This is a genomic window from Winogradskyella psychrotolerans (assembly GCF_018860565.1).
GTDB lineage: Bacteria > Bacteroidota > Bacteroidia > Flavobacteriales > Flavobacteriaceae > Winogradskyella > Winogradskyella damuponensis.
The window spans coordinates 393,219-420,076 of the sequence record NZ_JAHKPS010000013.1 but is presented as its reverse complement, the minus strand read 5'-3'; the positions used below and the strand labels follow the sequence as shown (position 1 = coordinate 420,076).

23 protein-coding genes and 1 other RNA gene are annotated in these 26,858 nt (G+C 31.8%); 10 read left to right on the top strand and 14 right to left on the bottom strand.

Features of this window, described 5'->3' with window-relative positions:
• Positions 1-85: 85 nt before the first annotated feature.
• The 4 genes from KO504_RS06410 to ssrA form a co-directional block, all read right to left on the bottom strand.
• Positions 86-3,751 carry a metallophosphoesterase gene (locus KO504_RS06410; RefSeq protein ID WP_215925498.1) on the bottom strand — a complete coding sequence of 1,222 codons (3,666 nt, stop codon included), beginning with the start codon at positions 3,749-3,751 and terminating at the stop codon, positions 86-88.
• 14 nt (positions 3,752-3,765) lie between these two features.
• Positions 3,766-6,102: a hypothetical protein gene (locus tag KO504_RS06405; RefSeq protein ID WP_252723627.1), complete on the bottom strand. Its 2,337-nt coding sequence runs from the start codon at positions 6,100-6,102 to the stop codon at positions 3,766-3,768.
• Between the two features lie 16 nt (positions 6,103-6,118).
• Complete coding sequence (locus KO504_RS06400; RefSeq protein WP_215925497.1) at positions 6,119-7,285, bottom strand: Pycsar system effector family protein; 1,167 nt, start codon at positions 7,283-7,285, stop codon at positions 6,119-6,121.
• A gap of 205 nt (positions 7,286-7,490) precedes the next feature.
• Positions 7,491-7,886: a transfer-messenger RNA gene (ssrA, locus tag KO504_RS06395) on the bottom strand.
• Positions 7,887-8,339: 453 nt separating this feature from the next.
• Between ssrA and KO504_RS06390 the strand changes: the two genes are divergently transcribed.
• The 3 genes from KO504_RS06390 to KO504_RS06380 all read left to right on the top strand — a co-directional run bounded on the left by KO504_RS06390 (position 8,340) and on the right by KO504_RS06380 (position 11,527).
• On the top strand, positions 8,340-9,209 hold the full coding sequence (locus KO504_RS06390) for a DMT family transporter (protein WP_215925496.1): 870 nt from the start codon (positions 8,340-8,342) through the stop codon (positions 9,207-9,209).
• A 331-nt stretch (positions 9,210-9,540) separates the two neighbouring features.
• A complete protein-coding gene (locus KO504_RS06385; protein ID WP_215925495.1) occupies positions 9,541-10,746 on the top strand; it encodes an NAD(P)-dependent oxidoreductase in 1,206 nt (401 codons plus the stop codon).
• Positions 10,733-11,527, top strand: coding sequence for an SDR family NAD(P)-dependent oxidoreductase (locus tag KO504_RS06380; protein WP_215925494.1), 795 nt, complete (start codon positions 10,733-10,735; stop codon positions 11,525-11,527). The genes KO504_RS06385 and KO504_RS06380 overlap by 14 nt, the downstream gene beginning before the upstream one ends.
• A gap of 66 nt (positions 11,528-11,593) precedes the next feature.
• Here KO504_RS06380 and KO504_RS06375 read toward each other — a convergent pair whose 3' ends face one another.
• The 6 genes from KO504_RS06375 to KO504_RS06350 form a co-directional block, all read right to left on the bottom strand.
• Positions 11,594-11,989 carry a DUF2809 domain-containing protein gene (locus KO504_RS06375; RefSeq protein WP_215925493.1) on the bottom strand — a complete coding sequence of 132 codons (396 nt, stop codon included), beginning with the start codon at positions 11,987-11,989 and terminating at the stop codon, positions 11,594-11,596.
• Between the two features lie 373 nt (positions 11,990-12,362).
• On the bottom strand, positions 12,363-13,754 hold the full coding sequence (gene creD, locus KO504_RS06370; protein ID WP_215925492.1) for a cell envelope integrity protein CreD: 1,392 nt from the start codon (positions 13,752-13,754) through the stop codon (positions 12,363-12,365).
• 93 nt (positions 13,755-13,847) lie between these two features.
• A complete protein-coding gene (locus tag KO504_RS06365; protein ID WP_215925491.1) occupies positions 13,848-14,141 on the bottom strand; it encodes a winged helix-turn-helix domain-containing protein in 294 nt (97 codons plus the stop codon).
• 24 nt (positions 14,142-14,165) lie between these two features.
• Complete coding sequence (locus tag KO504_RS06360; RefSeq protein WP_215925490.1) at positions 14,166-14,543, bottom strand: hypothetical protein; 378 nt, start codon at positions 14,541-14,543, stop codon at positions 14,166-14,168.
• Positions 14,540-15,148, bottom strand: a complete 609-nt coding sequence (locus KO504_RS06355) for a hypothetical protein (RefSeq protein WP_215925489.1) — start codon at positions 15,146-15,148, stop codon at positions 14,540-14,542. Before KO504_RS06355 ends, KO504_RS06360 begins: the two co-directional genes overlap by 4 nt.
• A gap of 173 nt (positions 15,149-15,321) precedes the next feature.
• A complete protein-coding gene (locus tag KO504_RS06350; protein ID WP_215925488.1) occupies positions 15,322-16,299 on the bottom strand; it encodes a transglutaminase domain-containing protein in 978 nt (325 codons plus the stop codon).
• A 30-nt stretch (positions 16,300-16,329) separates the two neighbouring features.
• On the opposite strand from KO504_RS06350, the gene KO504_RS06345 reads away from it, so the two are divergent.
• Positions 16,330-16,698: a DUF1801 domain-containing protein gene (locus tag KO504_RS06345; RefSeq protein ID WP_215925487.1), complete on the top strand. Its 369-nt coding sequence runs from the start codon at positions 16,330-16,332 to the stop codon at positions 16,696-16,698.
• Positions 16,699-16,794: 96 nt separating this feature from the next.
• Here the strand turns inward: KO504_RS06345 and crcB are convergent, their stop codons facing one another.
• The gene (gene crcB / locus KO504_RS06340; RefSeq protein ID WP_215925486.1) at positions 16,795-17,160 is read right to left on the bottom strand and encodes a fluoride efflux transporter CrcB; all 366 of its coding nucleotides are present in this window, start codon (positions 17,158-17,160) and stop codon (positions 16,795-16,797) included.
• 50 nt (positions 17,161-17,210) lie between these two features.
• The gene (locus tag KO504_RS06335; RefSeq protein ID WP_215925485.1) at positions 17,211-18,230 is read right to left on the bottom strand and encodes an SRPBCC family protein; all 1,020 of its coding nucleotides are present in this window, start codon (positions 18,228-18,230) and stop codon (positions 17,211-17,213) included.
• Between the two features lie 94 nt (positions 18,231-18,324).
• On the opposite strand from KO504_RS06335, the gene KO504_RS06330 reads away from it, so the two are divergent.
• The 6 genes from KO504_RS06330 to KO504_RS06305 all read left to right on the top strand — a co-directional run bounded on the left by KO504_RS06330 (position 18,325) and on the right by KO504_RS06305 (position 25,038).
• On the top strand, positions 18,325-20,361 hold the full coding sequence (locus KO504_RS06330; RefSeq protein ID WP_215925484.1) for a dipeptidyl peptidase 3: 2,037 nt from the start codon (positions 18,325-18,327) through the stop codon (positions 20,359-20,361).
• A gap of 274 nt (positions 20,362-20,635) precedes the next feature.
• Positions 20,636-21,166, top strand: coding sequence for a hypothetical protein (locus KO504_RS06325; RefSeq protein ID WP_215925483.1), 531 nt, complete (start codon positions 20,636-20,638; stop codon positions 21,164-21,166).
• Positions 21,167-21,295: 129 nt separating this feature from the next.
• Positions 21,296-22,153, top strand: a complete 858-nt coding sequence (locus KO504_RS06320; RefSeq protein WP_215925482.1) for a hypothetical protein — start codon at positions 21,296-21,298, stop codon at positions 22,151-22,153.
• Positions 22,154-22,800: 647 nt separating this feature from the next.
• Positions 22,801-23,025, top strand: a complete 225-nt coding sequence (locus KO504_RS06315; protein WP_215925481.1) for a hypothetical protein — start codon at positions 22,801-22,803, stop codon at positions 23,023-23,025.
• A 14-nt stretch (positions 23,026-23,039) separates the two neighbouring features.
• Positions 23,040-23,528, top strand: a complete 489-nt coding sequence (locus tag KO504_RS06310; protein WP_215925480.1) for an AAA family ATPase — start codon at positions 23,040-23,042, stop codon at positions 23,526-23,528.
• A 22-nt stretch (positions 23,529-23,550) separates the two neighbouring features.
• On the top strand, positions 23,551-25,038 hold the full coding sequence (locus KO504_RS06305) for a pyridoxal phosphate-dependent decarboxylase family protein (RefSeq protein WP_215925479.1): 1,488 nt from the start codon (positions 23,551-23,553) through the stop codon (positions 25,036-25,038).
• A 55-nt stretch (positions 25,039-25,093) separates the two neighbouring features.
• On the opposite strand, the gene KO504_RS06300 is transcribed toward KO504_RS06305, so the two are convergent.
• Positions 25,094-25,999 (bottom strand): TIGR01777 family oxidoreductase, encoded by a 906-nt coding sequence (locus KO504_RS06300; protein WP_215925478.1) that lies wholly within the window; start codon positions 25,997-25,999, stop codon positions 25,094-25,096.
• Positions 26,000-26,176: 177 nt separating this feature from the next.
• A complete protein-coding gene (gene mnmD, locus KO504_RS06295; protein ID WP_215925477.1) occupies positions 26,177-26,857 on the bottom strand; it encodes a tRNA (5-methylaminomethyl-2-thiouridine)(34)-methyltransferase MnmD in 681 nt (226 codons plus the stop codon).
• Position 26,858: the final 1 nt, after the last annotated feature.

Below are 26,858 nucleotides of genomic sequence, written 5' to 3'. Positions count from 1 at the left end.
AGCTATCACAAATAGTAGAAACTAAAAGTTACTACTGTTATAGCAATTTACTTCCTATTAAAAAATTGTAACACATTGGTATCTTTTAAAAATCAAAGCCCATTCCAAAGGCTACTCTAACACCATCAGAAGAATTAAATACCCCCAAATTAGCAGACAATAAATCTACAGCATTAATAAAAAATCCTCCACCATAGGCATTATGCCATTTTTCTGAGGTTTCATTTTCAATCCAAACACGACCATAATCAAAGCCGCCATAGATCCCTAATTTTATTGGAATTAATCTTGTTTTCATGCGGTTAAAACTATACCTCAAATCGGTATTTTGATAAAAGGCACTTTTTCCTGTAAAACGTTGGTTTCTGTGGCCTCTTAAGCCATCAATTCCTCCTATAGAAGCAGCTTGATAGAATTCAAAACCATCACCAAAATTTACATGACTTTTTAATTTAGTAGCCAGTACTAATCGCCCTGAAGGATTTAGTTTTCTTGCAAAACCAATATCAGTAATCAGATATCCGAAATCACGATTGCTGACTTCTAAATTGTCTTTATAACCTGTTGCAATTGAGAAATTCATTCCATTAGTTGGGTAGGCATTATTATCGTAGTTAGAGTAGTTATACGTTGCGTTTATACCACCAAAATGCTCTTCATCAAATACATTATTTGGTAATAAACTATAGTCTGATACAAAACGATTATCACTATTGTGAATTTCATTGACTTCATAACTAACACCAAAATGAATAAGACTTCCGCGTTTAGAATTCCAGATCAGTTGAGGACTTAAACGAAAAATTCTAGTTTTTACGCGGTTATAATCTAAACCAAAGTCGTCATCATTATTTTCAGTTTCATTACCATAACCAAAGAAATTGACACTGTAATTAGGACTTTGAAAATGCGCTTGAAATCCAAAATTTAAGCTTCCAATAACATTTGCAAACTCACCTTTATAGTTTAATTCATAACCATCGGTTGCAAAATAATAAGCCGCTTTTACTTCATGTTGAGATGTAAATGGGTTGCGTTCAAAGCCATAAACCGTATAAGTGTTTGTAAAACCTAATTTTAAACCATCGTCTGGGTTGGCACCTAGAGTAGGAATGATTTGATTGACATTATTCTTTATTTTTCTATAATCATAGACGTTTGTGTTATAGTCGTCTGTTAATTTAATTCTAGCTTTTTTAGCCTGTGATAAATCGTTTTTCTTCGATTCGTAATCGTAGATAATAACGTTTTTGCCAGATGCTACCTTATAATCATCATTGTTTTGTCCACCAATAAAACGCACTTTGATTTTAGAAATTTTTCCTTCAACCACAAAGCTATCATCATCATCTAAACCATAAATCCATATTTCTTTAGTTGTTTTTGGGTGATAGATTTTATGATGAAAACGATCCTTAATAGTATCATCTTTTTTACGGTATATGGATACTTCTACGTCATCATTTTCTAAAGCTTTAACATGAATGTAGTCGTCTTTATTCGTTCCTGTTAGAATGGCATGTTTACTTATTAATTTTACATATCTATCTGAAATTTGTTGTAGGTGTGTTCGTCTTTCTTTTAGAATTTTTTTAATTTCTATGATAGATTGCGGATTTACTTCTTTTGGAATATGGTTAAACGCTTCATCTATAACTGTATCTGTTATTTGAGATTGAATAAATTGTACTTGTTCGTCCCAAGTCAATTTGTTAGAATCTGTAATAAATGCAACATCTAACGGAAATCCAGAGACATTAAATCCTTTAACATCTTTTAAATCGGCTTCATATTTTCTAAATTTTCTTGCTGCAGGAATCAGTTTTACGCCTGTTCCAAACAAAAAACCATCAGACATTTTAGAAAAGGCAAGATCTCTATCTCTTGGTAAGGGTTTGTAAATTGTTTTTCCTTTGGTTTCAAATACCAACCAACGCCATTGGTCTTGATGCCTATCTGCATCACCAATTAACATGTCAAACAATCGCGCTTTAATAAATTCTTTTTCATCTATAATTTTAGATTCGTCACTTAATACGTCTTTTAACATATCTACTGTACTTACAATCTCCCCTGTAAAATTCCCAGTTGCTAACTCAACATGACCATCAGAAGGGTGTTCTTCAAAAAGGTATAGTTCATTACCAAAATCTTCATTATATAAGCCTAAGGCATTTTGTTTGGGCACATAATATAAGTTAGGATTTAAATGAGATAGGTTTATTGCATCAGATAAGGTTCCTATAACAAAAGGTGCATACGGATAGGCGCCAGAAAAAATATCTTCTAATAAATGTTCTGAAGCTGTATTAGTAAATTGTCCTTCGACATACTGGTCTTTAAAAATAGCGGCTTGCATAAATTGATCTGCTTGCTTTTTCATAGCACGCATAACATAGCGTTTCCCATCTGAAGCTTTTAAGTGAAGCGTCTTAGATTGTGTACCTCCTCCTTTTCTAAAAGGTGTTAAGCCACCTATTAAGGTATCTAGGTTAACAACCTTTGCTTTAACGTTTGTACTATAATCGTCTCTGTATCTGTTTCCCCATAAGAACTTATAAAAACCAGATTTATTAGTGTCTTCTTTTGAGTAGATTGATGCACTTATAGAATCTGTAATTATTTTAGCATATTCTGTTTCAGAAACTTGTTCTGGCTGTTTTATTTGTTTGAAAAATTCGACTTCTTCAGAATTTGAATTAAAAAATTGTACATCTACAGCCTTATTGTTTCCTATGTTAAGTAACGCATAGCCAGGAATAGCATGGCCATAATTATTAGGATTACGCATTCTTACAGGTGTAGTTTTAGAACCAGAGCCACTGATGATTTGAGCTACATTATCAAACTCTAAGTATTGTAAATTATGCTCATGTCCTGATAGAAAAATAACATTCTCGTTTTGTTGGGCCACAGCAATAAGGTTTTTTCTTAATTCATTGTAAAATGGATTAGACAAATCTGCATTTACAATACCAGTAGAGGTTCTTAAAATATTTTTTAAGGTGCCAAGTACAGGTATAGGTTTCATGTTTTCTTTTACACCATAACGGCCATTATGTGGTCCGTTACTATACATAGGATGATGTATGGCAACTAAGGTAGTTTTTCCTCTTGCTTTTTTTATTTCACTTCTAAATTCATCTAAAAAATCGGCTCTAGTTTTTATGTCACAATCATCATTAATTGTGGGATGATTATTCCAATTGGTAATGTACCAATGCGAATCTATAATTAGCATAACAATATCATCACTAATTTTAATTTTCTCAATTGGACAGCCGTTTTCTGGTTGAAAGGTGTTTTTTCCTAAGGCATCTTCAACCATTTTCTCTTGTGCCTTCAGACCTTTTAAACCACTATACCAATCATGATTTCCTGGAATAAAATAAACATTTCCAGGGAATGTTTTGGCAACGTCTAATTGAAGCTTTAATGCGTGTTCTGCCGCTTTAATGGCTTTGTCATTTTTTAAAGGTACACCGCGAGGATAGATGTTATCTCCAAGAAACAATAGGAAATCATCTTTGTCTGCTTTAGCAAATTGATGTTGTAGTTTTAATAATGTTTTTGGAGCTGTGCCATCCGCTTCAGGCTTTCCTACATCTCCTATTAAAAAAACATTAGTGGTATTCTTATCTATTTGTTTAAGCTCTTTATCGCTAACATTAACATTGTGGGAATTATAAGTAGCACAACTACTTATAATAAGTCCCATACTAATTAAACCAATTAATAGTTTTGTTTTCATTCTGTGATTTCTTCTTATACGGCCTGTAAATCTTCTATTGTAAAAATATCCGATACTTTTTTTAGCTTTCTGTTAATGTCTACTCTAATCGCTTTTATACCACTAGCTCCTTGAAGCTCTTCTAATTCTACAATTTCGATATTAGTTCCAATATAATTTTTGGCTTGTAGAAATTGGAAATAAGCTAAATATTCTTTCTCCATGGCATTACTAGAATACACAACAGAAAGTTTATGTGGTTGTGTTAAACGCTCGTTTGTATTTTTAATGTGGGCTTTGTCTATACGCTTTTTAATCATTTCGTAACGTACATTATAAGCTCCATCAACATCAAATTGTTTTTCATCTATGCGATAACGAATGGTAATCGGGATATCATAAGCAAGAATTAAGGATGCCACTTCTAATTGTAAAGGGAATTCTTTTTGCTTTTCGTAGTACATCGCTTCCATTTCGCAAGTCACTTGTAATTGCCATAAACGTAAGTTGTACAATACAGTGGGATGATAGTTTAAATGCTTAGAAATAGATTGTCCGATATATAAATTATGCTCAATGCCATCTGTTTTGAATTTTTCAAAATAATGTGGAAATATCTCTTGAGCTTTTAGTTGTTGTTGGTCTAAAAATGAAGACAGAGTTTTGTTTCCTTTTTCAATAGTAATATCATAGGCTTTTCTAGCGTCATATAAACTACTTGTTGTTTTGTCAATTGTTTTAAGAAATTCGTCGACATCTTCAATGCCTTTAGAATTTTTCTGAAAATGTTCGAATAAAGGAAAGAGTTGTTTTTCGAAAAAGATATTAATTTCTTGTTCTGAATTGGTGTGGAAATTGTCTTTTAATTCCGCTAAATAATTGTCAATTTGAAAAATTAACTGTTCGTAAAACGGTAAATTTATTTTAATCCTATTTTTAAGGATGTCTTTACTTTTTTCTAATTGTCTTGTTAGGTCTATTCTAATGGCTTCGTTTCGTGCATTTGATGAACCAACCACGTCTATTTGTCCAAAAAGAGGAATGACATCTTTAAATACAATTTCTTGAAAAACCGGATTCTCTCCAAAGTTTCGTTCTTGTATGTATTTGTTAGCTTCTTCTTCAAAACGCCATTGTACAGAAGGATGGATAGCTGTACATTCTTGTTGTATAATGGCACTGATTTCATTTTGATGTTCTGAAAACGTACGTTTAGAGTAACTTAAAATAAAAGGTAAAATGGTATCTAACTTTACCATATTAATGGCATTAAGCTGGTTGGGCTTAAATGCTGCCAACTCTATAATAAAACCTAATTCACCATTAATAGGAACAGGAATGAGGGCTACACTTTTAAAACCTTTTTTTAATAACGTACTACTTAGCCTATTGCCTTTAGTTCTTTTATGATACGTTTCTACGTTGGAAATAATAATTGGTTTACAATCTTTAAACAATTGACAGTTAATATGTTCGCAGGCATATTCATTAATGCTTACATCTTCATCTGGTACTAGTGTTAGCATATTAAAATTCCTATCAAAAGGAGAGATAATCTTGTCGTGCTCTACACTGTAGCTTCCAAGTTGCAAATCTGGATTGTTAAATATGCGTCTAATGTCTTCAATTAAATATTGAAAACTTTCGTTATTAGGTTGTATTAAATGGGTTTTAAAATCATCAATGCGTTCGTCTAACGAGGTGTCTATAAGGTTTACTATACCAAAGCCTTCAATAGTCCATGAATCTTTAGGGAAGTATTTTTTCCAAATCTCAATATCACTAGCGTTGCTTAATAATTCATCTAAAATTTCTTCAGTAATTTCAATGGCATTTTCGTTAGGGTAGATGTCTAGGAAGTCGGCATTAAAAGCCACACGATAACGCTTTCTGTCACCATTTTTGTCTGTAATAGATAAGGTTTTTGGTCGTTCAAAATCGACATTAAATTTGTAATGGATATTCAATATAATAGCATAGGTAAGCAAATCAAAAGAGTCTTCATAATCCTTATACAGTTCATTAAATACATTTTCGCTTGCTTCTGCATTTTTAATAATGCTTTCTAATCTTGAACTACAGTAAAAAACATCACTAGTATACGGGGTAACCGCTGCTTTAATCTCATTGTCCGTTAAGGCTGATGGGAAAATATAAGACATCAACTGGTCTATGATAGGCTTATGCTTCAGAAAATCTTCAGTAGTATTTGTTCCAGTAGATAAAATAGGATGTTTATCAAATAATTCTAAAGCTTGCTTCGCTTGTGTTTGCACCGAAACATTATTAGAGTCTAATAAGTCTATAAATTTATCCCTTAATAAGCGTAAAGATATATTTACTTTAAAAGGTCCTGTAGTTTTGTTTTTCATAGCGTTTAAATTAATATTATACAGGCATGTTTATATAATAACTATAAATAAATGCTGCTGCCGAGATAATAATTCCGAACATGAAAACGGTATAGGTGATACGTAATAATTTATATTTTCTATTTAGCACCAAGCCTAAATAATACAAATCTTTTGTAAGTGAATTGTATAACGTTTCTTCATTATCCATTAAATAGTCGATTCCCCATTCAAAATCTTGCAAATTCATTTTATGAAAATTTCCAAAAAATAGAATATTAGTTTTTTTCTCCTTAATCATATCTTTTGTAATGGCAACATTAGATATTTTAGGACGTGTAGATAATACAGATAAGACTACAGAGGCAACACTAAAAAGCATTAAAATTAAGGTAGGATACACTAAAAATAAATTGGAAGGATTGTCTAGTTTAGGAATTAAGTTAGATAAGGCTACAGAAATAATTATTGCGTTTACAGATAGTAGTATGTTGGCTTTGGTATCTGCAATAGCACTTAATTCTATGTGATTTTTTAATTGCACACGATACATCGTTTCAACACCTCTTCCAAACCTTGTATTTTTATCTTTTTTATTCTCCTTAGCAGTTAGTTTATGTAACTTTTTTTGAATTTCTAATACATTAAGCTCCTTTTTAGGTTGCCAAATTTGTTTAGCAGAATCGGAATAAAACGAATGGTTTTTAAGAAAGGCGATGTTCTGTTCCATCCATTCTATATCAGAAAGTGTATGGTCATTTTTAGCATTTATCTCTTTTAGTAAATTTTCCGAAATATCTAAATAGTCATCAGAAGCAATATGCCCACAATCGGCATCTTTAATAATAGATTCGAGCTTGTTATTAGGATTAAGATCCGTTTTTGTTGCTAGAATTAACTGCTCAACTTGGTCTAGCAGTTCTTCAGGAACATCTTGTTCCTTTAGATAAGAACGTGCAATCTTAACGCTTTCTTCTTCATGACCAATATCTGTATAAATATAACCCGTATCATGAAACCAACCCGCCAATAATAAGGCTAAAGTCTCTTGTTCTGTGCATTGTTCTCTGTTGGTTAATTCTGTAATACTGGTGACAACGTTTCTAGTATGAATAGCGTTGTGGTAATAGTTTGTTGAAGCTAGCTGTTTATTTAACAGCTCTGCAACATATATTTCTACATCGAGTAACAGCTTTTCTTTCATATTACAAATTTACATTGTTTTAATAGTCGAATAAAGTGATCTTTACTATCATTTTTTATAAATGAAGGATAATACGATTTGTTTTTAATCACATCACTTTTGTGATGTAACGAAATAGGTATTCCTTTTTTTAATGGTTTTTAAAGATACTAAAACCAAAAAAAAAGCCTTAAATCATTTGGGTTAAATGATTAAGGCTTTTAAATTGTGGAGTCGGAGAGAATCGAACTCTCGTCCAAACAAGTAACCAAAGGGCTTTCTACACGTTTATTCTTTTCTTGGGTTTTCGATTGCAAGCTGGTTAAAGACAACCCACTTACAACTTAGCTTTTTAATCTCGAAAAGGCATCAAAGCGCTACCTAATCTTAGTTAATTTTTACGATGCCTCAAAAAAGAACGCCATTAACCAAGGCTTTCTGGAGACATTTAGCCTTCCTACCTAGTAGGAATGAGCACGAATCTTACTATAATTCAGATTATGCAGCTAAAGCGTAGTTATTCTCGCCGTTTAAAATTTGGTCTAGCCTTTTAGGTGTTTCAATGCCATTACACCACGTGCTTACCATCTAATTAATCTCGCTGTCAAAACCAGTCGACCCCGTTTACTTCCCACAAAAGTGGGAATCTATTTCATAAATGATAATAATATTTTGGGCGTTACCTTTTCAGGTCGGGCTGTCCGCTATATCTTTTGCTCAAAAAAGCAAAAGGATGCCGCTTCCATCCCTAACGCACTAATCCAAGAAACCTATAGTATAAGTTCAAGGGCTGCAAAATTACTAAAAATACTAATGCAAAAGCTATACCAATCTTGTTTTATATGTATTTGCAGAAATAGTGTCAGTATATATATTTAATCTTTAGGTATCAGAAAGAAGTGTTTTTCTAAAGTGAAAAAAGAATTTTAGTCACATAATCCATCAATAAAATTTATTACGTTTACCTCTCTAAATTCTATAGGTGTTTTAATATCATAAATTGGGTATAGAATTTTAAGGAATAGTTGTTTTAAAACTTATTTTTGCCGACTTCAATTTACTAATTCAACAACACATGACAAAACCAAGAATAGCACTTGCGATTGGCATTATTTGTATTTCAATATTTCCAATATTGGTGAAGCTAAATCTTACACCAGGACTTGTTTCAGCATTTTACAGAATGGCCATAGCCTCTCTTTTTATTGTGCCTTACGTTCTTATAACAAAACAGTTTAAGGTAACGTCTAAAAAAGCATTAGGGTTTTCTATGATTTGTGGAGTTGTATTTGGTTTAGATGTTGGTGTTTGGAATATTGCGATTCAGCAATCAACAGCCACACAAGCAACTTTGCTGACTAACTTGTCTCCAGTTTGGGTAGGTGTTGGAGCTTTTTTATTTCTAAAAGATAAACCAAAACAGAATTTTTGGATGGGTACCGTTGTGGCCATTATAGGTATGGTGCTTTTAGTAGGATTTGATTTGTTTCTCAATTTTGATTTTAATATCGCTTTTATTTTTGGTGTCTTGTCAGGAATGCTCTATGCTGTTTATATGCTATTAAGTAAAACTATTTTAGAAGAAATGGAGGTCATGACCTTTATGATGATTAGCCTATTATCTTCTACTATAGCCTTAGGTGTACTTAGTTATGCTTTTAATGAACCGTTTACGGGATTTTCAGATGCTGGGTGGTTGGTATTAGTGGTTCAAGGCGTGGTGTGTCAGTTGTTAGCATGGCTACTTATTAGTTTTGCAACAAAGCACATGCGCGCAACAAGAGTTTCTGTAAGTTTGTTAGGACAAGCTGTATTGGCTTCCATTTTAGCTTGGTGGCTACTCGATGAACAAGTGTCCTTACAAATGGTGATTGGAGGTATTGTATTGCTCTTTGGAATTAGACTTACATTTTATGAAAAAGCTTTGCTTAAAGCTAAAGTTTAACTGTATTAGTCGTGGTTTTATTTACAACGATAGTTCTGGTAATAAGTTATTTGAACAGCGTTTGTAAAAAAAATAATAATTAAAGTTCCGTAAACCAGAAGCCTGTAATATTTAATGAATGCTGTTGCGGACCTTAAGGCGTGTAAATATTTTTAACCAAAGAATGTTTGCGAAAACATGCAAATCCGCTTATTTTCGTGAAAATATTTTCAAAATTAAATGCTGGAATTATTGAATTTCTTTGCGTCTATTTAAAGAAATTAATAATGTATTTGTAATATAAATACTGGCAATATTTAATGTAGAACTATCTCAATTTTAAAATTTATCTATGACATTTGCTATCATAAAAGAACGTAAAAATCCACCAGACAGACGAGTTGTCTTTTCTCCTGAAACTTTAGCCGAAGCTAGAACTCAATTTCCTGAAGCTAATTTTATAATAGAATCTTCAGATATTCGTGTTTTTCCTGATGAGGCATACAGAACGTTAGGTTTTGAAGTATTAGAAGATGTGTCGCATGCCGATGTAATGATTGGTGTAAAAGAAGTGCCAATAGAACATCTAGTTCCAAATAAGAAATACTTTTATTTTTCACATACCATAAAAAAACAACCTTACAATAGAAAGCTTCTAGTTGCTATGCTAGAGAAAAATATTGAAATGTTTGATCATGAAACTATAGTGAAGAAGAGTGGAGCAAGACTTATAGGTTTTGGTCGCTATGCAGGTTTAGTTGGAGCTTACAATGGTTTTAGAGCTTTAGGATTGAGAGATAATTTATTCAATTTACCAAAAGTAGAAACACTTGCCGATTTAGATGCTGTAAAAGCAGAGTTAGATAAAATTACACTTCCTAATATCAAAATATTACTTACAGGAACAGGGAAAGTGGCTTACGGAGCAAAAGAGATTTTAGATCATTTAGGTATTAAAGAAGTTAGCGACGCCTTGTATTTAACCTCTCAGTTTACAGAGCCTGTTTACGTTATGGCAGATGTTATGGAGTATGCCAAACGTAAAGATGGTAAAGTAGGAGATAAGTACAAGTTTTATAAAGACCCTTCAGGTTACGAGAGTAATTTTATGCCTTATGCTAAGGAAACTGACTTTTTTATAGCAGGTCATTTTTATGGTAATAATGCACCTTATTTATTTACAAGAGAAGACGCCAAACATCCTGATTTTAGAATAAATTTAGTGGCAGATATATCTTGTGATATTGATGGTCCTGTAGCAAGTACTATTAGACCATCAACAATAGCAGACCCTTTTTATGGTTACGATCCTCAAAAAGAAGTCGAAGTAGATTTTGATGCAAAAGATGCCATTACAGTTATGGCTGTAGATAATTTACCTTGCGAATTACCAAAAGATGCCAGTGAAGGTTTTGGTACTACCTTTTTAGAACATGTGATTCCTGCATTTTTTAATAATGATAAAAACGAAGTTTTAAAACGCGCAAAAATCACAGAAAACGGTAAGTTAACAAAACGTTTTAGCTATCTACAGGATTATATTGATGGGAAACAATAATATTAAAACAGCTTTAGTAACAGGAGCGGCTTCAGGTTTAGGGTTTGAGTTAGCACTTTTGTTAGCTAAGGATGGTTACCATCTGGTTTTAATTGATATAGATTCAGCAAAATTAGAAGCGGCAAAAGCTAATATTTTAAAAGAGTATCCAACTCAAATTATCGTAATGGTAAAGGATTTGAGTGTTATAAATATTGCTCAAGAGATTTATGACGATCTCAATACGCTTAACATAGATGTTATTATAAACAATGCAGGTTTTGGTTTGTTTGGTACTTTTTACGAGACAGATTGGGAGCGAGGATCGCAAATGCTGCATCTTCATATTTTAACAACAACGCATTTAATAAAGTTAATTTTACCAGGCATGGTTGAACGTGGTTCGGGTAAAATTTTAAACTTATCGTCTTTAGCCGCATTTCAACCTGGTCCATTAATGGCTTTATACTATGCTTCAAAAGCTTATATTTTATCTTTTTCTGAAGCTATTTCTAACGAATTAAAAGGCACAGGAGTGACAGTGACAGCATTATGTCCTGGTCCAACAAAAACAGCGTTTCAAAGTACTGTATCTGAAGATATTGCAGAAAATAAAATAGCTTTTAATATGGCCTGCGCAAAAGAAGTTGCTCTTTATGGCTATAAAGCAATGCAAAAAGGTAAGGTCATAGCAATTCCTGGTGTGTTTAATAAGTTTTTATCTTTTCTGCCACGAGTTTTAACTCGAAATAGAACGACTAAAATTGTAAGGAAAATTCAGGATAAGAATAGAGATTGTTAATGGTTGTTTGTAGGTGTTTAAGGCTTCTATATTAGGTTGTTATATTTTAAATTAGCATGCTAATAATTAATTTTGGTTTTTTTTTAAACCTCTTTCTGAAATGTAAATTTCAAATATTAAAACGGTAATGATTCCTAGAGTATAAGCGACCAAATCTGTGACCTGAAATGTGCTTCCAAATATAAGTTTCGCAGTAAAACTATCCTCTAAATTAAAGTAGGTTAAGAATGGGGTAAGCTGAAGGAATTCTACGAGATAAGCAATTAAGAGGACGACTAATGCCGAAACCCAAATTTTCAGATTGGTACATCCTCTAATAATTGCATATAATAAAATAACACATAGATAATCGCCAATTGTATAGCGAATAAATCCGGTTTTAACGATAAAGGCAATAGCTAATTCTACGAGAAAAAGGCTGTGTGCTAATACTAAATAGTTTTTATTGAATTGTAGGTACATATTAAATGTTTATTTAACGACTATAAAAAAATAACAAATGGCAATAGGAATATTTAAGAGTAACAAACCACACGTTCTTAAAACTAGGCTTCTGTAAGTCCAGTATACAAATGCTGTAATTATTAATATCAGAAACATAATACATTGGTTATTGTGGCATAGCTAACATAATACAAGCCGGTAATAACTATTGAGTTTGTGTTTGGAAATAGTAAAAACGAAACCAATAAACAAGTGCCAAGCATAAAACTGATTAAACCAATGAGTTTGGCTGTATTAATAATATGATATAAAGTTTTCATACATTTTCTGTTAAAAAACCTCGCTCATTCTTTTGGGATAGAAGCGGAGCGAGGATCATCACACTAACTAATTATCCGTTATTCCAATCAATTTTACGAGAGACAAACATTACCGTTGCTAAGATTAAGAACAATCCAATGCTGCCAACTAATAGGGCGTAGTTTTTAAGTTGAATAATAACGTAAATAAATGAATACAAAGCAGTTAATGATAAGCCAATTAATGCCGAAAATTTAAAATTCCTAAGTATAGATTTAGAATAAAGTGTTATAAGTAATACCACAGATACACCAGCTATTAAATATGCTTTTAAGAAATTACTATGTTCTGAGATTGAAACTAATAAGGTGTAAAACATTACCAAAGCCAAACCAATCATTAAATATTGAAATGGATGAATATGGATTTTACTCATGGTTTGAATTAAGAAAAATATTAAGAATGTGAGCCCAATAACCAAGAATCCATATTTAGCAGAACGCTCACTTTTTTGATATTCATCTACTAAAACCACGAATTTAGTACCAAAAGCAAACGGTTTTAAACTAGGAACTTTCTTTAAGTATTTTTGTGAAAACGCTCTGTTTATAGATAACACTTTCCAATCTACTTTAAAGCCTTCTTTTGTTATGCTTCTGGTTTCATCATTAGGAGAATAGTTGCCTATAAATCCAGGGTCTGCCCAATTTGATGTCATTTGCATGGTTGTTGTTTTCCCAACAGGAATGGCTTGTATTTGTTCACTACCATCATAAGTTACTTTCATGTTAAACTTAAAATTGGTTTTTAATAGCGCTTCGTTTATAAATCCTGTTTCTAATTCATCTAAATGCTTGCCTGATGTATTGTCATTATAGTTAGTTTCAAAAAGATAAGGAGTGCCGTCTATGTTTATTGCCATTTCATTTTTAATACCTTTTAAGTTGGTTGTTCTAAATAAAATTGAAGCTTTTTCCCAAATGATATCCTCATTTTTAATGCCTTTATCTTTAAGGCTTGGTTGCTTGTAATTACCTTCTATTATCATGTTAGAGGTAAAAACAGCAGATTCAAAATTACCTAAATGCAAGGTTTTTGATTTCACTGAAGCATCAATATCTAGTTTTTCTGGAAATATATAAGCGAAATTAATGTGTGTTTTGGTTTCCTTTAAATAGGTCTTTGTTTTTTCATTAAAGGTTGAAGTTTCTGAATAGGTTTTATAGGGTAGTTTTAAAATAGGACCATACATCATCACCTCATTTCCCCATTTTTGATTAATCTCTTGTACAACATCTTGTTGTCTGTAAGAGCGTTCTTCAATGAGTAAATTAACGTAGGTTAAGGGAATAAGCAATACGAGAATTAAAGTACCAACCATTAGCATTCTTGCTGTGATTGAGGTTTTTAACCATTGACCAAACTTGTTAGATTGGTGTATGGGTTTTTGATTCTCGGTGTTTGGGTGTTCAGGATTTTCCATGTTGTGTGTATTTAATTTGTGGTGTTGTAAAGTACTTTGTTTTTCAAAGTGAATAGTTAAAAAAAAGGAGACATACTGAGCGTAGTCTATATATTATGTTTTGTGTATTAATTTTTCTAGGGCTTCAATATGTTTTTTAAATTCTGCTTTTCCGAGTTTAGTAACACTATATCTTGTGTTTGGTTTTCGGCCAATAAATTGTTTTTCTACTAAAATATAGTCTGCTTTTTCTAAAGCTTTGGTATGGCTTGCCAAATTGCCATCTGTAGCACCAAGCAATTCTTTCAGCATATTAAAATCGGCAAACTCGTTTACCATAAGAACAGACATAATACCAAGTCTTATCCTATGATCAAAAAGTTTATTTATGTTTGTTATTATACTCATCTTGTTTCCTGTAAAAACAGGAATTTATTTAATTTCATAAGGGGTGTCAAATTTACTATTAATCATAATAGTGTCATTTAAAACCGTAATATTAATAACGTCTTCAATTTGATACCCATTTGTATAGTATCCAAAACGTTTAGAAATAATGGTGTTGTTTTCAGAATTTTTAAATGATATGACATAACTACCATCAGAAGTTACCTTATTCATTTTTGTGATAAAATCAATCGTTTTACTTTTTCCTAAACGGATGAACTGCTGTTTAGAATCGGGTAAAATACTTAAGGAATCTATATCAAAGTTACTCTTATTTGTAATCATAAATTTTCCTTCATTAGAACGGCACGAAAACAAAAGTAAAATGGTTAAGGTGTAAACCCAAACGTTTTTTAGTTTCATTTTACGTCATATTTAAAATGCATCCAAGTGCCATAAACAATGTGCATAATACCAAAACCAATAACCCATAACCAAAATCCAAATCCTGGATAAAGCGCTGCAATAAGACCTAAAATTATTTGAATAAATCCTAAGTATTTAATATCACCAATACTATATTTTGAAGCATTTATTAAAGCTAAACCATAAAAAATAAGCATTAAGCCACCTGTTTGTCCATATTTTCCTTGACTTAAAATAATGAGTATATAAAGTCCGCCAGCAATTAATGGAATTAAAAAGTTAAAGAGTAATCGCTTAGAAGAGTTATCCCATATTTTCTCGTCATTCTTTTTTGCTTTTCTTGTGGTTAGAAAAATTCCTGTTGTGGCACTAAAAAATGCAACTAAGAATAAGATGAGCATCACAGTTCTAAAAACCCAACCATCTAATATAAGTGTTCCGTAACTGTAAGTTGTTACTAAATAATAGGTGAGTGCAGCACCAATGAGCGCATAAATGCCAGCTAAGATTCCAGACAAGCCACTTAATGAAATAAAACGAGATGATTTATTCATTAAATTTTTAATCTCACTGATATCTTTTAAATAATCTTTGTTACTCATAATTAAAGTACTTTGAAATACAAAGTAAAATAAAATTATTGAATTATACAAAACAATATTTAAAAGATATTAATTAAATAGTATTGTACACATAAAAACAGATTATAAGTGATTTGCTTAGCCACATTGAATGAACGGGATGGGAGAGGTGTTTCTTTGTTGGGCTAATCTGTTTATTCGAGGTCATTATTAATCTTAAAATCTAAGATTTTTTGATTGTTGTAATATAGGCTTAAAACTTTAGCTGATTTAGATCTGTATCTCAAAGTGGCTACAAAGTCATCAATATCACTTTTTCTTAAATTAAGTTTTTTAAGTTCTATTTCATTTTCAAATTTGTAGTATATGTTTGTTTTTTCGTTTTTGAATTTAAGTCTAATTTTTTTTTTGCTTTTAGATACAGACAATAAGCCATTTTGATTGTTAGAAAGTTGTAATCCACTTTCAAAATAGTTGTTGTAAAATATTGGGAGTTTAAAAAATGCTTCTATATCTATAGGGTGTGAAACAAACTGAAATTGAGCTTTTGCTGGTAAATGTGAAGACAATAATATTTCTGGATTTGTAAAAAAATAAAAATCATTTAATACGTTAACCCATTTGCCTGTAGTCGTGTTTTCGTAACCTGAAGAAAATGTAATGTCAATCAGTTTCCATTGATTATTGATTTTTACTGCATTCCATGAGTGATTTTTAGAATACTGTAAGTTGTCGATATCATTTACAGAGGTTTTAACAATACCGTTAATGGTTTTTACTTCAATATTAGAGCGTAAACAAAGCTCAGTAAAAAGAGCACTATAACCTAAGCATAGTGCTTTTCTATCTTTGAAAACGTGTTCTGCTTTTTTTTTTCTTCTGTAATTGTCTATGCTTATGTTAGCGTCTTTTGAATTAAAAACTAATTTTAAAACAGGTGGCCGAATAGCGTAATATTTGTTTAAATCATATGCAACATTGAGAGCAATCCAAGTGTAAAAGGCTCTTACTTTTTCTGTATCTGTTTCGAAACTATTGTTTACACGAAGTACTAATTCATCAATTTTGGAATAATTTGGATAGTTTTTTACATTTTCATCAATCAATTCGTAATTTTGAGATTGAATGGTTATAACTGAAAAGGTGAATAGAATGGTGATTAATAATTTCATAAGTCTAAAGATAAACTAATTTTACAAAAAATGAATCCAGCCGAAGCACACATTCTTAAACAATCAGAGCCTTTTAAATCTATTTTTATGCATATACAGGTTTTGGTAGAACATACTTTGCCAGAAGTAGATTTGCTATACAAATGGAGGATGCCTTGTTACTACATTGGAAAAAGACCTATATGCTATATTAATAAAACCAAAGATTATGTAGATGTTGGGTTTTGGCACTCTGCACACTTATCTAAAAAATGGGATGCTTATCTGATAACAGAAAATCGAAAAGTTGTAAAATCATTACGTTATAAAACGCTAGAAGATATTGATGATGCTGTTTTTATTTCAATATTAAAAGAAGTGGATAGTTTTAAGGAAAAGGGATTTTATCGAAAAAATTAATAACCGTTTTTTAATTGTTATGGTTTTAGGGGATTAAAATATTTGGTTGTGTAATTCTAAAAAGACCTCTATCAATCTCAGTAACTTTTAAGAGGCTTATTTTACTAAAAAGAGTCCTAAAAAAACAGCTAAAAAGCCTATGACAAAACTAGCAACCGTATAAATAGCAAAACTTGTAAAATCACCAGATTTTAAAAACACATGGTTTTCATAAGCAAAGGTAGAAAAGGTTGTAAAACCACCACAAAAACCAGTAGCTAAAAGTAAGGTCTGGCTTTGAGATAAGGTTTCGTTTTTAGCGGCCATACCAAGAATAATTCCTATTAATAAACTCCCTATAATATTAGCTGCAAATGTGCCATAAGGAATTCCTGTATTAGAGTTATTAAGCCATTTACCAATAATAAAACGGAGGACGCTACCAAAACCACCACCTAGAAATACGAGAATTAGCTGTTTCAAATTTTAGTTTAATCGTTAGTTGTTAGTTTTTTTGTCATTTTTAAATCAATCTACTTAATTTCTATATAGATTTCAGTAATCCATTTTGAAGGGTTTAGTTCATTCATTGGATCTGTGATATAGGTTTCAAGCATCGATCCGCCATCAACCATTTCTAAATTATTATTGGCAATATAAGTCATGGTCGTTTCCCATGCTTCTTTTAGGTTAGAATAATTACCCTTTAAAACAGTTTTTACAGTTCTAAAAGATTCTAGTTTTCCTGTTAAAATATCAGGATCATCAGAAACAATTTTAGAATTGGTAGGTACAGCACAAGAAAAAATAACAGCATCATTCTCTTCATCCCATTTATGATATAAAACAAAAGGAGGGCCAGCCATGGTGATATTGTGCGTTATAGCATAGGCACCAACTTTTGGTAGCATAGTTGTCATGTGTTTTTTAAAATCACCAAACTTACAAGATGTTGTGTTATATAAATAGTAACCTCCACTGTGCTGTGTAATGCCTTCAACCTTTATGCTATATACTTTCATTTCGGCCTGTATTACACTGTCTAGCTTTTCTAAACCTCTTTCGTAATCAGGACCAATTTGTTTTTCCATACCACCTGTAAATGCAGAAAACATTTTAAAACCAAAAGGTAAATCTTTTCCAGAAATAGTCCAGGTTACCTCTGTTGAGCCATCTTCGTTAGGTTCAAATTTCCAAGTAACATCAGATTTTGGGAATTCGCCAAATTGCATTTCTTGTGTAATCGTTGTATTGGGTTTTGTTTCAGTTGTAGTCATGTTTCCTATGTCATTGTCATCATTCCATTGGAAAGTACCGCCAATACCTTTAGTTTTTTCTCCTAATGTAATTATAATATCAGGTTTTGCTTCAACCCAAGCAGACCAAGATTCCCAATTTTTAAAATCAATAACATTATCATACACTACAGATTGTGGTGCATTTATGGTTCTACTTCGTGTAACTTCAAAGGAATTTGGTTGTACAGCAACATAAATTGATAACCCAATGATAAGTATTAATAGTAGTAATAGTATGTATTTTAAGATTTTCATTTTTAGGGATTAAATGGTGTTGTTTTTCAAAGATAGTCATTTTATCATATGTGATATATATGTTACATTTGTGTAGAACTAAAAACTAACAAATATGAATTTAAAATCACTATTTAAAATTTGTCTTTTTGCCTTATTAATTGTGGCATGTAAGAATGATGTAAAGGAGGAACCAACTGAAACTGTAGAAACAGCTAAAACAGACTTCAGTTTTAATGTAGAAGAGTTTGCCGATATTAAAATATTACGTTACCAAATACCAGGTTGGGATAACTTGAGTTTAAAGGAGCAAAAGTTAGTTTACTATTTAACAGAAGCAGGTCTTGCTGGTAGAGATATAATGTGGGATCAGAATTACAGACACAACCTTAAAATTAGACGTGCTTTAGAAAATGTTTATACCAAATATTCAGGTGATAAAACATCTGATACATGGAAAAATTTCACTATTTATTTAAAGCGTGTATGGTTTAGTAATGGAATTCACCATCACTATTCTAACGATAAAATAAAGCCAGATTTCTCTAGAGAAGATTTAAGAGAATTGTTTAAAGCAACAGAAACAGAGCTTGCTGAAGACGTGTTTGATGTCATTTTTAACGATAAGGATGCTAAGAAAGTGAATCAAGCAAAAGGCGTTGATAATGTATTGGCATCTGCAGTAAACTTTTATGGTCCAGATGTTACAAACGCGGATGTTCTTAATTTCTACAAAGGCAAAACATCACCTGATCCAGATAAGCCATTATCTTATGGTTTAAATTCTCAATTGGTAAAGGAAGACGGAGTCTTAAAAGAGCGTGTGTATCATTTAGATGGTTTATATGGCTCTGCTATTGCTCAAATAATTAAATGGCTAGGAAAAGCAAGAGAAGTTGCAGAAAATGAAGAACAAGGTCATGCTTTAGATTTATTAATAAAGTATTATATGACAGGTGATTTACAAACTTGGGACGATTATAACGTTGCATGGACAAAAGCAACTAAAGGTAATATTGATTACATCAATAGTTTTATTGAAGTCTATAACGATCCAATAGGTTACAGAGGGTCTTATGAGAGTATTGTTCAGATTAATGATTTTGATATGTCTAAAAAAATGGCTGTGCTTTCTGAAAATGCACAGTGGTTTGAAGATAACTCACCTTTAATGGATGCTCATAAAAAAGATAATGTTGTTGGTGTAACTTATAAAGTTGTTAACGTAGCTGGTGAAGCTGGAGATGCATCTCCAAGTACTCCAATTGGAGTTAATTTACCAAATGCCAATTGGATTAGAGCTGCTGTAGGAAGTAAATCAGTATCTCTTGGAAATATTATTCATGCCTATAATAACGCAGGTGGTTCTGGACGATTGAGAGAATTTGCAAACGATGAAGAAGAGATTCAATTAGAAGAAGAATACGGACAATTAGCAGATAAATTACACACAGCACTGCACGAAGTGATTGGTCATGCTTCAGGACAATTAAATCCTGGTGTAGGTGAAACTAAAGAAACACTAAAAACATATGCATCTACTTTAGAAGAAGGACGTGCAGATTTAGTTGGTTTGTACTATTTATACGATTCTAAATTACAAGAGCTTGGTTTAGTTGACGATTGGGAAAAAGTAGGTAAGGCTGCCTTTGATGGTTATATTAGAAATGGATTAATGACGCAGTTAATTCGTTTAAATCTCGGTGATGATGTAGAAGAAGCACACATGAGAAACAGACAGTGGGTTTCTGCTTGGGCTTACGAAAAAGGAAAAGCAGATAATGTGATTGAGAAAATTACAAGAGATGGAAAAACCTATTTTAATATCAATGATTATGGAAAATTACATGATCTTTTTGGACAATTATTAAGAGAAACTCAACGTATTAAATCTGAAGGCGATTACGAGGCTGTTGAAGCTTTAGTTGAAGGTTACGGAGTAAAAGTAGATCAAAATATTCATAAAGAAGTTATTGAGCGTAACAAGCAATTTCCTTCGCCTCCTTACAGTGGTTTTGTTAACCCTGTTTTAGAGCCAAAAATGGATAAAGACGGTGAAATTACAGCGATTAAAATTACGCAACCAAAAACATTCGCAGAGCAAATGTTAAAATATGGGAAAATCTATAGTCATCTTCCTGATGTAAATTAATAGATTGCTATTATATAATAAAAAAAGCACTTACAGTTTTGTAGGTGCTTTTTTTATATTTACAAGACCTGTATTTAGAATAATGTTAAATTGAAAAAAAGGAAGCCTATATACACTAATTTTTTATGTAAAAATTTAGTGTATTCACGAATTAGTATATCCGAATTTTCTCGTGCTCATTTTAGTTTATTACATTAGTTGCAAAATCACGCAACTAATAAACACGTTACAAGTAATTATCAAGAACCAATAGTAACTTTAAAACTTATCACCAATGAAAAAAATGAAATTATGTTATGGCATTTTAATAGGACTTATGATGTTCTCATCTTGCTCAAGCGATGATGATAATGGTAATTCCCCAAATGAAAATCAAAATGGATTTGAGTACAATGGTACTTTTTATGCTACTCAATTTGCATTTGTAAGTGATGAAAATATTGTTGACGACACACCTTCTGACATTTCAATAATACTATCAAGTGTTAATCCATTTGAGACTGACCAAAGTTCGGGATTAAACTATGTTTTTTTTGACTTTGAAGCTGTTAACTTAGACGCTGGAACTATAACTTCATTTCCAGATTATAGAATTTTAGAAAATGCAGAATTGAATTTTCTTGATATTAGTGGAGGAAATACAATCTTAGATGATACAGAAAACGGACTTATGGCTACCTCAAGTTCTGTTACAATTAATGCTGTTTCAAATACAAATATTGATTTTAATTTTTCATTTACACGTGAAGATGGAGAAATAATACATGGGAGTTATTCTGGAACATACATAGACACGAGTAATTAATAACTGTTTTAATATTGTTTAATTTTCTAGTTTAATCACTAAACGCTCTCTGATCTTCTATTGGGTATGTAGTTGCTAAATGAGTTACTTAACCATGCATTAACCAGACATAAATAATTTGCATTTATTATGAAAAAAAGCATTACAACCTTGTTAATTCTTTTGTTTTTAGTGAATTTTAGTTTTTCTCAAATTCCAATTGAAGAATACCGAACAGAAGTTGAAAATTTAAAGTCGGTAAATGAATTAGAAGCCTATTGGAATAAACTTTATCGCATTGATCAAGAAGTTTTAGTCAACACAACCGATTTAAGAATCGCAGATAGTATTTCTATTTCAAATATGATTAAAACCACTTTAATGTTTGATATTCATAAATCAAATGGCTATAAACCAAATGGTTCTAGTGGTTTGTTAACAGTACTTAATCTTTCTCATAATTATATAGGGCAATGCCAAATCGCATATTGGCCAATAATTGAAAAATGCGCGGAAATTGGAGGTGCTATTGATAGTTTTGGTGGAAAATATCCCGCATATCAACTAGAAAGTGTATCGCTTACATTTTATAACTATTCATTAATCAATCAAGAACTAAAGTATCCAGAGCTCTTAAATAAATTGAGCAAAATAAAAAGAGACCATATTGTTGATGAACTTTTAAAGTCATATCAAAATCAAAATAAATTGCGTGAATTAAATGAAGTTGCCGTTTTAAATAGTTGGTATCTTCAATCGTTCAAAAATCAAAAGGATAAAGGAGAATTTTCATTTGTAAAAATGTCAGATAATAATTTATACATAAAAAAGTACAAACGAATAGAAAAACTCGAATTGATTGAAACTAAAGAAAAATCAAAAATTTATAGGATAGAAAATGAACCTTTTGGTTGGACATACATTTATGGAAATAACGGAAGTTTATCTTTAGTTGACCATGAAAAAAATGAATTAATAAAATATACTTTAGCTAAATCAAATAACTAAACATTAACAAACACGCAGGCATTCATTATAAAACTCAATCAAAAAAAATATTAAGATGAGAAAAAGAACATTTGATATCGTTTTTATAATATTAGCAACTGCACTATTGGTCTTGTTATCGGAATACAGAATTTTAGAAAAATATATTGCTTTTTCAATAGTTCCTATCTTGATTGCGTATTTTTTAGGACAATACTCTGAAAGAAAATTTAGAAATTAAGTGTAAAGGTTTGAATTGAAAATCGTGAACTTAATGCAGAATTAAACGATTAATTTATCAATCCAAACCAAATAGTAAAAGTAGAATGATAAATTTTGGTCTTTTGCAGTTGAATATAGAAATCTATAAATCCTTATTTGCATTATTTATACTAGCGTTTTCTCTTATAACGTATTATTTTTATAAAAAGGACAATAAGGTAAAAAAAGCAAGTGCTAACACTGTATCACATTAATTAAGGGAGAAAAGTCCTTTATGAGAATCGTACCGAATTACATGTTGTTTTTCTATGCTCATAACGATTAGATTTTTAATGATTAAATTCGTGCAATGTCAGGTAGCTCATTCTATCCAGGCTCTTAAAGTCTAGAATGAATTCCTAACAAAGACTTCAGGCTATTCTGAACAACATTCTGAATCCATTATTATGAAATTAAATCTATTATCATGCGACGCTCATAGACCAGACAAAAGAGCCATAGCTAACTGTATTACTGAGATTTCTACGAATGGAAATGCATCACTGTCTAATGAGCTTACAGAGATTCTTTTAGAAGGAGACGTTGTAGATATAGAGGTGGCAGATAAAAATTCAGGCTCAGCCTTAAGAGCCTTACGAAAGCTTGATATAGATTACGAAATAGTTGAATAAAAATTGAATGAAAAATGATTCACCTCATAGTCGGAAATACAGGTTCCGGTAAAACCACCTACGCTAACGAACTCAAAAGAAACATTAAAGGTGTGGTGTTTTCAATAGATACTTGGAACAATGTCTTGTTTCTTCCAGACAAAAAAGAAACAGATGGTTTACATTGGTTTTTAGAACGCATTGAACGTTCTGAACATATGATGCTAGAGTTAATTCATCAGTTAGAGAGTTTAAAAACAGATGCCATCTTAGATTTAGGATTGTCTAAATTTGGACATCGTGAAAAGTTTAGAAAATTCGCAGAAATGAATAACTATAAAATAAAACTACATTTTCTAGATGTTTCTAAAGCCACAAGATTAGAGCGCGTAATGAAACGGAATACAGAAAAAGGTGATACGTTTGAGTTTGAAGTGACAAAAGAGAACTTCGATTTTATGGAAACCTGGTTTGAAAGACCCTCAGAAGATGAACTTAGGGATGGTTTTGTGATTTCAGAATAAAAATTAATTAAATAATCAGAATATGGATAAGCGAGAAAATTCAATAGAAATCAGTAAAACTGAATTTCGAAAAATGGGTTATCAGCTCATCGATACCATTTCTGATTTTCTCGATGATATTTCAAATCAACCCGTCACAACAACCAAGTCAACAAAAGAATTACAACAGCTATTAGGTAATTCATCTTTACCCAATAAAGGTGTTTCGGCAGATGAGCTTTTAATAGCAACTTCAAAATTATTATTTGATAATTCGTTATTAAACGGTCATCCTAAATTTTTCGGATTTATAACATCGTCAGCAGCACCAATTGGAGCTCTAGCCGATTTGCTAGCCGCTTCGGTTAATCCTAATGTAGGTGGACAAATTTTAAGTCCGATAGCCACCGAAATAGAAAAACAAACCATTACGTGGTTAGCCGAATTTATAGGAGTGTCTCCAAGTTATGGTGGGGTTTTAGTTAGCGGAGGTAATATGGCTAATTTTACGGCGTTTTTAGCAGCAAGAACAGCTAAGGCACCAAAAAGTATAAAAGAAAACGGACTTTCAAATACTTCTAAACAGCTCATTTCATACTGTTCAAAATCTACGCATACATGGATAGATAAAGCCGCGATTCTGTTTGGTCATGGTAGCAATTCTATTCGTTGGATTCCAACCGACGCTTCAAATAAAATGAATATTGAAATTTTAGCACAAACCATTAAAGAAGATATTACACAAGGCCATCAACCCTTCTTGGTTGTTGGTACAGCTGGTGATGTCAGCACTGGAGTTGTCGATAATCTTGAAGCTATTGGAACGACTTGTAAAGTTCACGATTTATGGTTTCATATCGATGGTGCTTATGGTATTCCTGCGGCTGTTATTCCTGAGTTAAAAGATTTATTTAATGGAGTAGAGGAAGCAGATTCCATAGCACTCGATCCTCACAAATGGTTGTACAGCCCTTTAGAAGCCGGTTGTACGTTGGTTAAAAATCCAAAACACTTAATAGATACTTATAGTTCGCATCCCGAATATTACAATTTTAGTTTAACAGAAGAAGGAGGTGCTTTGAATTTCTTTGAATATGGACTTCAAAATTCAAGAGGATTTAGAGCTTTAAAAGTTTGGTTGGCCTTGCAGCAAATAGGCCGTGATGGTTATGTGAAGTTAATTAGAGAAGATATATCCTTATCAAAATATTTTGCTGAATTAGCAGAACAACATTCAGAATTAGAACCTGTGACACAAAATCTAAGTATTGCAACCTTAAGATATATTCCTCAAAATATTGAAGTAAAGGGTGAAAAACGAGCCGAATATTTAAATACATTAAATGAAGCTTTAGTGAATGGACTACAAGCGGGAGGTGAGTTGTTTTTATCTAATGCTATTATTGATGAGAAGTATTGTATGAGAGCTTGCATTGTTAATTTTAGAACAACCAAAAAGGATATTGAAGAGTGTATTGAAATTATTGTCAAAGAAGGTCAAAAATTACATTCGTCACATAGTTTGACTTAGATAGCTACTATAGCTTAATCAAGTTGCTATTCGTAAGCCAAAGAAGTAATTTCTATTAACCCAATAAATCGTCTAAAGCAGGTCTTAAGTTTACATACGTAAAGTTAAAGCCTTCAGATTCTACTTTTTGAGAACTGACGCGTTGGCTTTCAAACAAAAGAATATGCATCTCTCCTAAAACGAGTTTCATAGCAAATTTTGGAATGTTGGGTAATATTAATGGTCGATGTAAAACCTTTGCTGTAGCTTTGGTTAACTCTTCATTGGTTACGGGATTTGGAGCTACACCATTATAAATACCTTCAAAATTGTTTTGTACGGCATAAACAAAAAGTGAGGCTAAATCTTTAACATGAATCCAACTTTGCCACTGTTTGCCACTTCCAAATGCTGCGCCAGCACCAAACTTAATGGGTTTTACAATTTCGGGTAAGGCACCACCATCTTTGGCTAAAACGAGTCCGATTCTAATTTTTGCAACTTTACAGCCTAAAGCTTTAAAACCATCTACAGCAGTTTCCCATTTGTCTACAACGTTACCTAAAAATGATTCTGATATTTCAGTATTTATTTCTTGGTAATATTTGGTTAAACTCGTTGGGTAAATTCCAATAGCACTAGCAGACACTACTAAGTTAACTTTATAATTGTATTTTTTTATGGTGTCTTGTAGTAGTTGTGCTGTTTTAGTTCGGCTTTCAAGTATGGCTTTTTTATAGCTATCGGTCCAACGTTTAGATATGGAAGCGCCAACCATATTGATAATTGCAGTAACGTTTTCAAAACATTTAGGATCAATTTCATTGGTGTTAGGATTCCAGTAAAACCCTTTATAGTTTTCTTTGGTACTAAGTTTAGATTTTGAAGTTGTTAAATAATGTACAGCGATGCCTTTAGCATGACATTGTTTTACAATTTCCTGCCCAATTAATCCTGTCGCTCCTGTTATTAAAACGGTCATCTTTCCTTTTTATGTAAAGATACGAAATGGGGAAGGTGTGGGTGTAGAGTTTAGTTTGGATTTAACGTTTAATAGGTCATTGTAAAAATGATTTACCTATATGGTAATCTATTTCACCAGAAATGACTGTAACTAAAGAATATTGTTTTAAAAATTTAACCTATGATGTTTAGAATGTTATAGACTCTTTTTTTGAGCTCGTAACATTTCGCGTTTTCCAGGAGGTCCAGGCAGTCGCTCTACTGTAAAACCAACAGCTTGCATAGCACGTCTTACACTTCCTTTTGCAGAGTAAGTTACTAACACACCATTCTCTTTTAGTGCATCAAACATGATTTTAAAAATGTCTTCTGTCCATAAATTTGGTTGAACGCGTGCACCAAAAGCATCAAAGTATATGAGATTAAATTCGTTTTTATCTTCTATATCCTTGAAGAATTTTTGTTGTTTTTTTAACTGAAAGCATGAAGTGATTTCATGTTGTTCCTCCCAAGACGTATTATGAAGTTTTTCAAAAATAGCGTCGTGATTTTTTGAAATTAGCTCAACATAATTTAGCTCATTTATTTCCTCTAATTGAACAGGATAAGCTTCTACCCCAACATAATTAAGTGCTAATTTTAGCTTTTCGGCTTCAATTAAAGTTAAGAAAGCGTTTAGTCCTGTACCAAAGCCTATTTCTAGAATGGAAATGGGTTTAGATGCCGAATAATTCTCAGAATAAAAAAGCAAACCATGTTTTAAAAATACGTGGTTTGCTTCTTGTATGGCACCATGAATAGAGTGGTATTGTTCGTTCCATTCTTCAATTTGTATGGTTTTAGAACCATCTGAGGTGGTAATTATTTTTCTCTTCAAA

What these genes read in the sequence shown, in the direction of transcription:
- KO504_RS06410 (WP_215925498.1), bottom strand. Translation starts at nt 3,751, where the DNA reads ATGAAAACAAAACTATTAATTGGTTTAATTAGTATGGGACTTATTATA.
- KO504_RS06405 (WP_252723627.1), bottom strand. Translation starts at nt 6,102, where the DNA reads ATGAAAAACAAAACTACAGGACCTTTTAAAGTAAATATATCTTTACGC.
- KO504_RS06400 (WP_215925497.1), bottom strand. Translation starts at nt 7,285, where the DNA reads ATGAAAGAAAAGCTGTTACTCGATGTAGAAATATATGTTGCAGAGCTG.
- KO504_RS06390 (WP_215925496.1), top strand. Translation starts at nt 8,340, where the DNA reads ATGACAAAACCAAGAATAGCACTTGCGATTGGCATTATTTGTATTTCA.
- KO504_RS06385 (WP_215925495.1), top strand. Translation starts at nt 9,541, where the DNA reads ATGACATTTGCTATCATAAAAGAACGTAAAAATCCACCAGACAGACGA.
- KO504_RS06380 (WP_215925494.1), top strand. Translation starts at nt 10,733, where the DNA reads ATGGGAAACAATAATATTAAAACAGCTTTAGTAACAGGAGCGGCTTCA.
- KO504_RS06375 (WP_215925493.1), bottom strand. Translation starts at nt 11,989, where the DNA reads ATGTACCTACAATTCAATAAAAACTATTTAGTATTAGCACACAGCCTT.
- creD (WP_215925492.1), bottom strand. Translation starts at nt 13,754, where the DNA reads ATGGAAAATCCTGAACACCCAAACACCGAGAATCAAAAACCCATACAC.
- KO504_RS06365 (WP_215925491.1), bottom strand. Translation starts at nt 14,141, where the DNA reads ATGAGTATAATAACAAACATAAATAAACTTTTTGATCATAGGATAAGA.
- KO504_RS06360 (WP_215925490.1), bottom strand. Translation starts at nt 14,543, where the DNA reads ATGAAACTAAAAAACGTTTGGGTTTACACCTTAACCATTTTACTTTTG.
- KO504_RS06355 (WP_215925489.1), bottom strand. Translation starts at nt 15,148, where the DNA reads ATGAGTAACAAAGATTATTTAAAAGATATCAGTGAGATTAAAAATTTA.
- KO504_RS06350 (WP_215925488.1), bottom strand. Translation starts at nt 16,299, where the DNA reads ATGAAATTATTAATCACCATTCTATTCACCTTTTCAGTTATAACCATT.
- KO504_RS06345 (WP_215925487.1), top strand. Translation starts at nt 16,330, where the DNA reads ATGAATCCAGCCGAAGCACACATTCTTAAACAATCAGAGCCTTTTAAA.
- KO504_RS06335 (WP_215925485.1), bottom strand. Translation starts at nt 18,230, where the DNA reads ATGAAAATCTTAAAATACATACTATTACTACTATTAATACTTATCATT.
- KO504_RS06330 (WP_215925484.1), top strand. Translation starts at nt 18,325, where the DNA reads ATGAATTTAAAATCACTATTTAAAATTTGTCTTTTTGCCTTATTAATT.
- KO504_RS06325 (WP_215925483.1), top strand. Translation starts at nt 20,636, where the DNA reads ATGAAAAAAATGAAATTATGTTATGGCATTTTAATAGGACTTATGATG.
- KO504_RS06320 (WP_215925482.1), top strand. Translation starts at nt 21,296, where the DNA reads ATGAAAAAAAGCATTACAACCTTGTTAATTCTTTTGTTTTTAGTGAAT.
- KO504_RS06315 (WP_215925481.1), top strand. Translation starts at nt 22,801, where the DNA reads ATGAAATTAAATCTATTATCATGCGACGCTCATAGACCAGACAAAAGA.
- KO504_RS06310 (WP_215925480.1), top strand. Translation starts at nt 23,040, where the DNA reads ATGATTCACCTCATAGTCGGAAATACAGGTTCCGGTAAAACCACCTAC.
- KO504_RS06305 (WP_215925479.1), top strand. Translation starts at nt 23,551, where the DNA reads ATGGATAAGCGAGAAAATTCAATAGAAATCAGTAAAACTGAATTTCGA.
- KO504_RS06300 (WP_215925478.1), bottom strand. Translation starts at nt 25,999, where the DNA reads ATGACCGTTTTAATAACAGGAGCGACAGGATTAATTGGGCAGGAAATT.